This is a genomic window from Zooshikella harenae, assembly GCF_018837975.1.
Taxonomy (GTDB): domain Bacteria; phylum Pseudomonadota; class Gammaproteobacteria; order Pseudomonadales; family Zooshikellaceae; genus Zooshikella; species Zooshikella harenae.
Genome location: NZ_JAGSOY010000023.1, coordinates 26,131 through 38,609, shown reverse-complemented (window position 1 = coordinate 38,609; position 12,479 = coordinate 26,131). Strand labels below are relative to the sequence as shown.

The 12,479-nt window shown below is 37.2% G+C and carries 10 protein-coding genes; 9 read left to right on the top strand and 1 reads right to left on the bottom strand.

The genetic code is table 11. From position 1 onward, the window contains the following. Window positions 1-536 precede the first annotated feature (536 nt). The 4 genes from rpmH (at window position 537) to mnmE (ending at window position 4,457) form a co-directional block, all read left to right on the top strand. Window positions 537-671, top strand: a complete 135-nt coding sequence (gene rpmH, locus KCG35_RS11495) for a 50S ribosomal protein L34 (protein ID WP_215819843.1) — start codon at window positions 537-539, stop codon at window positions 669-671. A gap of 19 nt (window positions 672-690) precedes the next feature. After that, complete coding sequence (gene rnpA / locus KCG35_RS11490) at window positions 691-1,053, top strand: ribonuclease P protein component (protein WP_215819842.1); 363 nt, start codon at window positions 691-693, stop codon at window positions 1,051-1,053. 191 nt (window positions 1,054-1,244) lie between these two features. Continuing rightward, window positions 1,245-2,951, top strand: coding sequence for a membrane protein insertase YidC (gene yidC, locus KCG35_RS11485; RefSeq protein WP_215819841.1), 1,707 nt, complete (start codon window positions 1,245-1,247; stop codon window positions 2,949-2,951). A gap of 129 nt (window positions 2,952-3,080) precedes the next feature. After that, window positions 3,081-4,457, top strand: coding sequence for a tRNA uridine-5-carboxymethylaminomethyl(34) synthesis GTPase MnmE (gene mnmE, locus KCG35_RS11480; RefSeq protein WP_215819840.1), 1,377 nt, complete (start codon window positions 3,081-3,083; stop codon window positions 4,455-4,457). A gap of 45 nt (window positions 4,458-4,502) precedes the next feature. Here the strand turns inward: mnmE and KCG35_RS11475 are convergent, their stop codons facing one another. Then, window positions 4,503-5,090: an endonuclease dU gene (locus KCG35_RS11475; protein ID WP_215819839.1), complete on the bottom strand. Its 588-nt coding sequence runs from the start codon at window positions 5,088-5,090 to the stop codon at window positions 4,503-4,505. Between the two features lie 260 nt (window positions 5,091-5,350). On the opposite strand from KCG35_RS11475, the gene KCG35_RS11470 reads away from it, so the two are divergent. The 5 genes from KCG35_RS11470 to KCG35_RS11450 all read left to right on the top strand — a co-directional run bounded on the left by KCG35_RS11470 (window position 5,351) and on the right by KCG35_RS11450 (window position 12,455). After that, window positions 5,351-6,802 carry a PAAR domain-containing protein gene (locus KCG35_RS11470; protein WP_215819838.1) on the top strand — a complete coding sequence of 484 codons (1,452 nt, stop codon included), beginning with the start codon at window positions 5,351-5,353 and terminating at the stop codon, window positions 6,800-6,802. A 740-nt stretch (window positions 6,803-7,542) separates the two neighbouring features. Next, the gene (locus tag KCG35_RS11465; RefSeq protein ID WP_215819837.1) at window positions 7,543-8,505 is read left to right on the top strand and encodes a PfkB family carbohydrate kinase; all 963 of its coding nucleotides are present in this window, start codon (window positions 7,543-7,545) and stop codon (window positions 8,503-8,505) included. A gap of 30 nt (window positions 8,506-8,535) precedes the next feature. Then, window positions 8,536-9,906 (top strand): sucrose-specific PTS transporter subunit IIBC, encoded by a 1,371-nt coding sequence (locus KCG35_RS11460; RefSeq protein ID WP_215819836.1) that lies wholly within the window; start codon window positions 8,536-8,538, stop codon window positions 9,904-9,906. After that, a complete protein-coding gene (locus KCG35_RS11455; protein WP_215819835.1) occupies window positions 9,899-11,302 on the top strand; it encodes a sucrose-6-phosphate hydrolase in 1,404 nt (467 codons plus the stop codon). The genes KCG35_RS11460 and KCG35_RS11455 overlap by 8 nt, the downstream gene beginning before the upstream one ends. 145 nt (window positions 11,303-11,447) lie before the next feature. Next, window positions 11,448-12,455 (top strand): LacI family DNA-binding transcriptional regulator, encoded by a 1,008-nt coding sequence (locus KCG35_RS11450; protein ID WP_215819834.1) that lies wholly within the window; start codon window positions 11,448-11,450, stop codon window positions 12,453-12,455. Window positions 12,456-12,479 lie beyond the last annotated feature (24 nt).

The window sequence follows — 12,479 nt, the reverse complement described above, 5'->3', positions numbered from 1 at the left end:
TTTGGGGGTTTTTATTAACAACAAATTAGTTAACAGCTTATGCACCTATAATACTCAGGTAACTGACAGATAATTCCCGTGTTCTTAACAGAGTTATACTTTTCATAACTTATTGATATTAAAGCTAATAAATTAGTTATTCACAGGAAAAGGCTGCTATAATAAACAATAACAACAATAAATAAATAAAAAGTATTAAATATATATACTTAATTAATTTATATAATATAATAAACTTAGATAAGACATTGTTGATCAATAAGTAATCAACAGCAGAATAGCGTAAAGGAATTTAGCGATTTAAAAATAAAGTCTTAAAGTAAATTTGAATCTAAACTGTACACAGGCCACGATTAATCATGTTATTTAAAAAAGTTATTCACTGATCTTATAAATAATGTTCAGATCAAATTGACGATTGCATTGTTATTCTCTAGAATTACGCGCCTTAAACAATATCCACAAGAGCCCGGTTCATTGTTAACCTGCTCTTTAACTCACGCCATAGGTTAGTGATTACTGCTAGTAGGTGAGCTATGAAAAGAACATTCCAACCTAGTTGTCTGAAGCGTAAACGCACTCATGGTTTCCGTGCACGCATGGCTACCAAAAATGGACGTCAAGTATTAAAACGTCGTCGTGCTAAAGGGCGTAAGCAATTAGCAGCCTAAGCTGTTAGGCTTCAATAGCGTGCGGCAGGTATTTCCGAAACGATTTCGGCTTTTAACATCGGCTGATTATCGTCATGTCTTTGATCACTGTAGTATCAAAGTGCCGCACAAGTTTTTACTGATGTTAGCTGTGCCCTCTAAATCGGAAGATTCTCGGTTAGGGGTCATTGTGTCCAAAAAAATTGCTAAAAAAGCAGTTCAAAGAAACCGCATCAAGCGGCTTTTCCGAGAGTCATATCGACTAACTCATAACAAGCTTCCTGCAATAGATATCGTAATCTTAGCCCGGCCAGGTTTGACCGAGCTGGAAAATGAACAAATATTTCGTCTCCTAAGCAAATCATGGCAGCGTTTAAATAAACGTGCTGCAACCCAAAAATAGTTTTAATAACTACTAGTGCGCTAAAGGGGACCTGTTGACCTAAGCTAAAATAACACTAAAACGACAACTTTAGGTTGGCAGTAAAACTGCTTTTTCTCGTATAATCACTAGTTTCCATTGCGGCTGGATATGAATTGTTCAGACCTACATTGGGATAATTTTTATTAACTACAACGTTTGGCCCTTGAACCATGGATTTGCAGAGAACTTTAATCATTGCTGGCTTAGTCGTTGTGGGATATTTAATGATCCTGCAGTGGAATCAAGACTTCAACCAGCACAATGTTACCGCTGAGCAAACAGCAAGTGTAACAAGCTCAGTACCTGATGTTGATTCAACAACAACTTTAGATAGTGCTGATGCACCAATAATTGTTGAGACCACAGATGATGCTCCAAGGTTAACAGAAGCTACGACAACTACTGCTCAGCCAAGTCAGCAGATAATAAAAATCACTACAGATAAGCTCTATATTGAGATTAATCCTGAGGGTGGTGATATTATCAAAGCTTCGTTACTCGATTACCCTGTTACACTTCCTTCAGAACAAAATCCATCTCCTGAACCTTTTACAATTCTAGAAAGCTCTAAACAGCGTACTTTTGTAGCTCAAAGTGGCCTTGTAGGTAAAAATGGGCCACATAGTAAAGGTACTCCAACTTACTCATCTCCAAAAACAACATATGAACTTAAAGATGGTGAAAATCAATTAGTTGTTGATCTTTCTCTAAGTACTGCAGAGGGCGTTGAGTTAGTTAAGCGATATACATTCCATAGAGATAACTATGCTGTTGATCTTGAGTATTTAGTAAACAATAAATCTTCTAATAGTTGGAAGGCAGTTTTTTATGCACAATTAAAGCGGGATAACTCACCAGATCCCAGTTCCACACAAGGTGCTACAAGCTTTAATACCTATCTTGGTGCTGCAGTAAGGTCAACTGAAGAAAAATATCATAAGTTACCTTTTGATGAATTCAAGGAAGAACCCTTCAAAGAGAAAGTTGAAAAAGGTTATGCAGCCATTTTGCAACATTACTTTGTTGCTGCTTGGGTTCCAAAGCATGAAAATCCTGTTCAATACTCTACGCGTGAAAATGATCAATCTCAGTACATTGTCAGTATGGTTGATGTGAATAATCCCATTGTTTTAGCGCCTGGAGAGCAGGGTAAAGCGAGTGCCACACTCTATGTTGGCCCAAAAATTCAAGATAAGTTACAAGCGTTAACTGATGGCCTGGAGTTAACTGTTGACTATGGCATTCTTTGGTTTGCGGCTAAGCCATTATTTTTATTGTTAGGGTTTATTCACAGTCTAATTCCAAACTGGGGTTGGTCCATTATCATCCTGACTATTATGGTCAAAATGGCATTCTTCCCTCTGTCTGCAGCTAGTTATCGCTCCATGGCAAATATGCGGCGTATAGCTCCTAAGATGCAGGAGTTGAAAGAAAAGTTTGGCGATGATCGCCAAAAGATGTCTCAAGCTATGATGGAGCTGTATCGAAAAGAAAAAGTCAATCCAATGGGGGGTTGTTTGCCCATACTTGTACAAATGCCTGTGTTTATTGCATTGTACTGGGTTTTAATGGAATCAGTTGAGTTACGTCAGGCTTCATGGTTAGGCTGGATCCATGATTTATCACAAATGGACCCATATTTTATCCTCCCATTAATTATGGGTGCATCGATGTTTGTTCAGCAGCAGCTTAATCCAACACCTCCTGATCCAACTCAGGCTAGAGTGATGAAGTTGCTACCAGTGATATTTACTGTGTTCTTTTTATGGTTCCCTGCAGGCTTAGTATTGTACTGGGTTGTGAACAATGTCTTATCAATCTTGCAACAATGGGTAATTACACGTCGAATTGAGAGTCAGGCCGAAAGTAAGAGTTGATACACTGGTTACTCACAGAGTTATCCACAGGCCTCGGTTACTGCCGAGGCCTTTTAGTTTCTGCCTTTAGCTAATTTAGGTGTTACTCTAAAATTACTGTTGTTAACAAGCTGTCAAAAGAACGCAACAATGACTGCAATAAATTATAACCCTGATACGATTGCGGCTATTGCAACTCCACCTGGAAGAGGGGGCGTTGGAATAATTCGTATTTCTGGCCCACAGTCGAAACTCGTTATGAGTAAGATTTTGGGTAAAACCATTAAACCTCGCTACGCACATTATGGGCCCTTTTATAACCAGTTAAATCATGTCGTAGATGAAGGGCTTGCATTATTTTTTGCAGGACCAAATTCTTTTACTGGAGAAGATGTACTTGAGTTGCAGGGACATGGTGGACCAGTTGTATTGGATATGCTTTTAAAAGACGTGTTAAGTCATGGTGTGCGACTCGCTAATCCTGGAGAGTTTTCTGAGCGAGCATTTCTGAATGATAAGCTGGATTTAGCTCAGGCAGAAGCAATTGCAGATTTGATAGAAAGTGCATCTGAACATGCAGCCCAAAGCGCAATTCGCTCATTACAAGGTGTTTTTTCAGACAAAGTTCGTAGCCTTGTGGATAAATTGATTCAATTACGAATGTATGTTGAGGCTGCAATTGACTTTCCTGAAGAAGAAATTGATTTCTTAGCGGATGGAAAAGTGGCTAGTGATTTAGTTGGCATCATTAATCAGCTTGATGCGGTATTGAAAGAAGCAAATCAAGGTGCAATCTTACGTGAGGGTATGACAGTTGTTATTGCTGGTCGACCAAATGCTGGCAAATCAAGTTTATTAAATGCCCTTGCAGGTAGAGAAACAGCTATTGTGACAGATATTGCAGGTACGACGAGAGATGTACTTCGTGAGCATATTCATATTGAAGGAATGCCATTGCATATCATCGATACTGCTGGACTAAGAGATAGTGATGATGCAGTAGAACAGATAGGAGTACAACGTGCCTGGCAGGAAATAGCTCAAGCTGATCGAGTATTGTTGATGGTTGATAGTAGTACGACAGAGGCAACTGATCCTCATATTATTTGGCCTGAGTTTGTGGATAAGCTACCTCATCCTGAAAAAATAACCGTAATACGTAATAAAATAGACTTAACAAAAGAAGGGGCAGAGCAGTACGCTTCTAATGAAAAGTTGCCGGTTATTGGTCTATCAGCAAAAGAAGGTAAAGGTGTTGATATATTGAGAGAACATCTCAAAGCGTGTATGGGATTTACAGGTACTACTGAAGGAGGATTTACTGCTCGTAGACGACATTTGCAGGCTTTAGATGAAGCTAAAGAGTACTTAGCTAATGGTCAGTTGCAACTGTCGGGTTATGGTGCTGGTGAGTTACTCGCAGAAGATTTGAGGTTTGCTCAAAATGAGTTAAACACTATAACTGGGGAATTTACCTCTGATGACCTTTTAGGCAAGATCTTTGGTTCTTTTTGTATTGGAAAGTGACGCTTTTTAGAAGTGTTTCATAAATCACTATTTAATTATCATATCTTAAGCTCTACTGGAACTTTGACCAGTTTTTACTGCAGCACCAATTAAGTGAGCTATTCGTAAAACTTCTGGTATGTTTCCTTGATCAATAAGCTTATCTATGACTTTAGTTGCAGTCATAGATGAGCAGCCTGCTACTTGGAAATAAAGTTTATCATGTGCATAAATTTTACCTGCCCTCTGAAGTATCTTTTTTCGTAATTGATAATCTGAGAAGACTTGAAGTGCTTTATCAATACGTTCTAAATCAGGAAGTTTGCGCATAATAGCGATACATGGTCGCTGTAAACTTTTGCTCAATAAGGGTAAGTCGATAATATTGAAACCGCCTATTGCTATACCATCAGTTAGTACAACATGTGTTTGTGGATAAAATTTACTGTTGGTAAGCATTTTGGTTAAGACTTGTGTTGAATCTAACCCATCCTTCGTTGCTTCTCCCCAAAGCATGCCTTCAAAACGTGTTTTTGCACAAACTATTCCTGAGATATTAACAGGACAGCCACGTTCTTTCTGAAAAGGTGCGTCATCAAATCCTACAACTCTTATGGTCTTATTTAAACGTAAAAGGTCTTCAAGCGAACGCATAATCAAAATATATTCATTAGTAAGACAAAAGTAATTTGTTCGTGAGTGAATTAAGCTCACAATAATACAAAACTTTTCATTTATAAGTATCTAAATTTTATAAGATTATCTCTTTACAAATTATACCTACTGCAAAGTGTGAAAACTCAATAAATAATGCTTTAAGTTTAAGAGTAGATATCAAAAGAGAAGATCCCTAGAGAAAATCGTTAACCATAATAGTTTTTAAAAGCTACTGTGATGTAAGAATAGGAAGTGTTATGTCTGGTAAACCCGTAGCGCGTGTCGGTGATACAAATGCGTGTGATGACCACAAGCCCAATGCTATTAGTACGGGTTCACCCAATGTTTTTTTCAATGGTATTCCTGTTGCTCGAATGGGTGACAAAACAGCTTGTGATGACACTATCGTTGAAGGGATTCCAAATATATTGGTAAATGGTCAACCTATTGCACATGTGGGGAGTAAGACGGTTCACGGTGGTGTCATTATTTCAGGTTCTCCAACAATCACTGTTGGTAGTGGTGCCGGTGGTGGTGTGTCAATAGCCAATGGGGCATATAAAGTAGCTTCAGGAGATACTCTTTGGGATATTGCTAAGCGTCTTGGTGTTTCTTTAGCAGCGCTAATCAAAGCCAATCCCCAAATCGTAAATCCAGATGTTATTCACCCTGGCGATGAAATCAATATTCCAGGTGAAGGCCAACAATCTCAGACTTCTGCTTCAAACAACCAAAATGATGAACAAAAACAAAATGCCAGTGAAGAAGAGTTTGGAAGAAAAGTAACGCATATTGTTATTCACTGTAGTGCGACTGAAGAAGGTAAAGCATTCCGAGCTGCTGATATTAAACGTTGGCATGTCAGAGATAATGGTTGGCAGGATATTGGTTATCATTATGTTATTTGTCTTGATGGAACCTTAGATAAAGGCCGCTCTATAAAAATAGCAGGTGCCCATGTCAAAGGTCATAATAAAAACAGTATTGGTATTTGTTTGATAGGTGGGTTGAGAAATGGAAAACCTGCAAGTACTTATACACAGAAGCAATTTAGTACGCTTAATTATATAGTGCATAAATTAGTGGATCGCTTTCCTCTAGCTGAAGTCCTTGGTCATCGGGACTTTCCTGGTGTGAGCAAAGCGTGTCCTTGTTTTGATGTGGCTAGCTGGTGGAACAAACATAAGTCAGACACCATTACAGAAGAAGTATCCACAGAAAGTACTAGCACCCAAAGTACTTCAGGCGTTGGTAGTATGGGTGGTGTTGCTGCCAATAAAAGTAATAACGCCCAGTATGGGGATGGCCAATCCGATGGGTTATACAAACACTACAATGATTTTAAAGGTGAATGGCCTTGGTTGGATATTTCAATTGAGCATTTAGCCTGTAAATGTTGTGGGGAGTACTATCACTGTAGTAAGTCATTAAATATGTTACAAAAAGCGATAGATATTGCAGACAAAACTTTTGGGCTTAATAGTGCGCATCGATGTGTTAAGCATAATGAAGAAGTTAGTGGTGCTGTAAATAGTGAACACTTAAAAATTGCCTTTGATATCGACGTAACGAGCATTGCTAGGAAAAAAGTATATCAAGCCTTACAGCAAGCTGGATTTAGTACTTTTGGTTTTTATAAACAGTTTATTCATACTGATAAAAGACCTGGTAGACGTTGGTGGGGAGAAGGTGCAAAGCCTTATTGGTAATATTTGTTTTCTTCGGTTTGCTATAACTATGTACAAAGGTTGTATTACAGCATTTCTATTACTTGTTGTGTCCCTTTGTTCCGTTAAGCTAATAGCTTCAGAAAGCTTGTGTAACGAAAGCGAAATTAAAATTTTCAGCTGTACTATTTTAAAAGAAAAAATAGCTTCTCTGTGTTTTGAAAAAATAAATTGCAATACAGATTTGGTAAAAAATCTAAAATAGAAATGATCTTTCCAAATAAAGAAAGTAATACATTATCATATTTTAAGTACTCTAATTATTTTAGGTATCAAACTGAATATAGCGCTATTTTATTCCAAAATAATGACTTTATTTATAGTATATATAATAGATATGAAGGAGATGGATATAAAGAAAACATGTCAGGCATTGACGTTTTCAAAATTAAAGATCACCAACGTATAGTTGCTATTCAATGCAAAAAAAATTCATTAATAAATTTTTCACTCATTAGCGATCAGTTAGCATGTGATACAGACAATCCCTTATCTAACTGTATCGATTTATAAAATTTTTCTACTGTTTTTGTGAATAATAAGGAACTGCAAGGAATGTAGTTCAACATAGCAAAAGTGATACCATTAAATATTAGAACAATCAAATATAGTTTAAATCTGAATTCCTCTTCACAAAACTTAATCGATTAAGCATAATACTGTTGCGAAGCTAAACCGTTTTAGTATGCTTGATTTACTTTGGTTTCATCATGGGAGTGTTAATGAGTAACCAGATATGGGTATTAGGAGATGCTGTCGTTGATCTCATTCCAGATGGCAGAGATAGATATCTCAAGTGCCCTGGCGGTGCCCCTGCTAATGTAGCAGTGGCTGTTTCTCGCTTAGGAAGCAGGAGCAGTTTTATCGGTCGAGTAGGACAGGACCCTCTTGGGGAATATTTGAAAACAATTCTGGAAAAGGAAAGGGTTAATATAAAATACCTTACTTTTGATATCACTCATCGTACCTCTACGGTCATTATCAACTTAGATAAGGCTGGGGATAGAACTTTCACCTTTATGGTGAAGCCGAGCGCTGATCAATTTCTTCAGGTTGGGGATCTACCACATTTTTCAAAAGGTGAGTGGTTGCATTGTTGTTCAAATGCATTTGCTAATGAGCCAAGTCGTTCGACAGCATTTAAGGCGATACAGACTATGCAAAATGCAGATGGGTTTGTTTCTTTTGATCCAAACTTGCGCTCTGAAGTTTGGTTACATCCGGAAGAAATGAGAGATGTAGTGAAGCGAGTGCTTTTCGCTGTTGATCTGGTGAAATTTTCTGAAGAGGAGTTACTTTGGCTGACAGAAACAAGTGATCTCAAAACAGCTTTGGATAAGTTGAAACCATTTACTATACCTCTCGTAGTGATAACACAAGGCAAACAAGGAGCTTTGCTCTCAGTTAAAAATAAAGAGCCGGTGCTATACAAAGGAAAAGCAGCTAAAGCTGTTGATACAACAGGTGCTGGTGATGCATTTGTGGGTGGTTTATTAGCAGTACTTGTCCAAGAAAATAATTGGTTTACTGAGACAACAATAAATAAAGCAATGGCATGGGCTAATTCTTGTGGCAGATTAGCTATTTCAGCAAAAGGGGCAATGACAGCACTTCCAACAAGAGAAACACTAATAAACAAATTATCTACTGATAGTGCATCTTTAGAGGTGCCCGATAGTAAATAAAATCGACTTCAGACTGATAGGAGTAGCCTGATGAATACTGCTGAGGTTGTAAAAAGCTTAATCCTATTATTAGGTGGCGTAGAAAATATTGCAAGTGCAACGCATTGTGCAACACGTTTAAGATTGGTACTTCATGATGATAGAAAAGGAGATAAAGTCGCAATAGATCAGCTAGATAATGTAAAAGGATGTTTTGCGAATGCGGGCCAGCTTCAAATTATCTTTGGTACAGGACTGGTTAATGAAGTATATGATGAGTTTATGCGAGTGACTCAAATAGAGCAACGGAGTAAAACTGAAGTAAATTCTATTGCATCTCAAAAGCAAAATATCATACAGCGTTGTGCTCGAACGCTTTCAAATATATTTGTTCCCATTATTCCAGCAATTGTTGCATCTGGTTTATTAATGGGATTATTGGGAACATTACGTACCTATAATCTTGTTGATTCAGGAAGCACTTTATTTATTTTACTCGATATTTTTAGCTCATCTGCTTTTATTATTTTACCTATTTTGATCGGTTTTACTGCAGCAGAAGAGTTTGGAGGAAATCCTTATTTGGGTGCAACATTGGGAGGTATTTTAACTCATCCAGCTTTAACTAATGCTTGGAGTGTTGCTGGTGGATTTGAAACTATGCAACTTTTTAATTTTGATATTGCTATGATTGGTTATCAGGGAACAGTTTTTCCTGTTGTGTTAGCGACCTGGTTTATGAGTATTGTGGAAAAAAATATACGCCGAGTCGTACCAAATGCATTAGATATTATTTTAACTCCTTTTATAACGGTGGTACTTACAGGCTTTGTTGCCATGATATTTATTGGCCCAGCAGGTAGAGCCTTAGGAGATGGCATATCATGGGTACTTAATGTACTTTATACCCATGTAGGCTGGTTTGCAGGTATACTGTTTGGTGGTAGCTATTCAGCAATAGTTATTACGGGAATACACCATAGTTTTCACGCTATTGAAGCTGGCTTACTGACAAATCCAGAAATTGGTATAAATTTCTTGTTACCTATTTGGGCTATGTCAAATGTAGCTCAAGGCGGTGCTTGTCTAGCTGTTTACTTTAAAACAACGAATGAAAAAATAAAATCAATTGCAGTGCCTTCAGCCGTATCATCATTATTAGGGATTACTGAAGCTGCAATATTTGGAATTAATCTACGTTTTGTTAAACCTTTTTTTGCTGCGCTTGTGGGTGGAGCCTGTGGTGGTGGTTATGTTGTATTTAGTAAAGTGGGTATGACAGCCGTTGGCTTAACAGGTTTACCTGGTATGGCCATTGTTCAACCTAAAACACTCATACATTACATTATTGGCATGGTAATAGCCTTTATTATCTCATTTATTATTTCTTACACATTGAAATATAGCACTGAAAATGTATAAAAAAGAAGAGTTTTACCAAAATCTCATTACTAAACTATTAAATAATTCGTGCACTGTTGGGGCTGATTATTATCGGCCTCAATGGCATGTTTCTGCACCTACGGGTTTACTTAATGATCCTAATGGATTAATTCATCATAAGGGAAATTATCATCTATTTTATCAGTGGAATCCTCTTTCATGCAGACATGGAATGAAAGTTTGGGGGCATATGACCTCAAACGATTTGGTTTCATGGAACCACTATTTTCCTGCGTTAATTCCTGAAGAAGAATATGAATCACATGGTTGTTATTCTGGATCCGCAATAGTTGTTAATGACCAGGTAACATTATTTTATACAGGTAATGTGAAGTTTAAAGGAGGGCGAACATCATACCAATGTCTTGCAACGTTAAAAGATGATGGTGATGTTCAAAAGCTAGGTCCCGTAATTTCTGCTCCTAATGGGTATACGGGTCATGTACGAGATCCAAAAGTATGGCTACATGAAGGGTACTTTTATGTTGTGCTAGGTGCACAAGATATCTATAAACAAGGTAAAGTGATTTGGTATCGCTCAAATGATCTCACAAACTGGCAGTTTTTAGGTGAGTTAGCTGGTTCAGGTCATAATGGATTTGGTAAGTTTGGTTATATGTGGGAATGTCCAGATCTGTTTAATTTGGAGGGAAAAGATATATTATTATTTTGCCCTCAAGGATTGGAGAAAGAGAATGAACATTTTGCAAACTTATTTCAGGCCGGTTATGTCATTGGTGCACTCAACTATCATACTAAAAGTTATCAACATGGCGCTTTTCAAGAGTTTGATTTAGGGTTTGATTTCTATGCTCCTCAAACAATGGAAGATGAATATGGTAGAAGAATATTAATAGGGTGGATGGGGCTACCTGATGAGAATGAAAGTTATCATCCTACAATAAAAAATGGATGGGTTCACCAAATGACTTGTCCAAGGGTGTTAACCTTGAAAAATAATAAGTTATATCAACAACCTGTAAAAGAACTGGAGGTCTTACGTAAAAATGAAACAAAAATAATTTCAATTGCCAATGATATCCCCTCTTTACAATTAAGGTGTGCAGAAATGATAGTGGAAGGAGGGATTAACTGCCAAATAAACTTATCTGATATTGTTTTAATACATGTTGATAACACTGAAGTCACCTTAAAAAGGAAAAATTGGCGCACAAATTTATGGGAGTCTCGTTCTTGGCAAGGAAGTATCGAAATACTACAAATATTACTTGATCATTCGAGTATAGAGCTATTTATTAATAATGGTGAAGCAGTGATGAGTAGTCGTTTTTTCTCTCCTTGCAATGAATCGTTCTATATTACATTTGAAGGGAGTGAAGTTATACACCTTACTTATTGGGAGTTATCTTACTAGAAGATCGGAGTGCATGATAAGGCTGCATAAGTACACTCGCAGCGAAGGATTTTAGAGGTGGCCGCTGATTCAGCCATTTTATATTCGTTTATTAAAGTAATGTGTTATAAAATAGTAAACCTACGTTGGATTGACTAGGTGGGTTGTGAAAGAGAAAAAACGTATAACACTGGCTGAAATAGCAAAAAAAGCTGGAGTATCAAAGTCTACAGTTAGTTTCATTCTTAATGGTAAGTCTGAATCACTTAGAATTAGCGAAACAACTCGAAAAAGAGTGCTGGAAGTAGTTGAGGAGTACAACTATCGTCCTAGTATCCATGCCCGCTCGTTACAGTCAAAACGAAGTTATACTGTTGGTCTGGTTATACCTGACTTGACTAACTTTGGTTTTGCATCAATTGCCAAAGAGCTTGAAAAACACTGTCGTGAAGATGGTTTACAGTTGCTGATAGCTTGTTCAGAAGATAGTCAAGCACTAGAAAAAAAAGTAGTTGAGCATTTGGTTGAGCGTCAAGTTGATGCTCTTATTGTTGGTTCAGCGATGATCGATGATCAATTTTACGTAAAGCTGACACATCAATTACCAGTCATACAGTTAGATAGACAAATAGGCAATTCTATCCTACCACTAGTTTGTACCGACGCATGTAATGCTACTGCAAAAGTTGTTAGCCAATTACTATCAAGCGATAACCAAGAATGCTACTTCTTTGGTGGTCAGTTAGAGCTCTCACCAAGTAAACAAAGATTAAAAGGTTATAAACTTGGGTTACAACAGGCAAACTTAGTACTTAAGCCTAACTGGATAAAACATGCTGATTATCAGTCTCATTCAGGCTATAAAATGATGGCTGAATGTATGAAAGAATTGGGACGACCACCTTCTTGCTTATTTACTGCATCCTATATTTTACTAGAAGGTGTTTTACGTTATCTCCGTGATCATCAGTTATTAAACTGTGATATACGAATTGCAACGTTTGATGATTATCATATACTTGATTGTTTACCTATTGAAATTGATTCAATCGCACAAGATTGTACTTCACTTGCACAAACAGTGTATATACTGGTAAAAAATATGCTGAATGGTGAAGAAATAAGTAAAACGCAATATATTTTACCTGCCAAAATTTGCTGGCGTTCGAGATAAGTTTCCGTATTACAATATATTTTT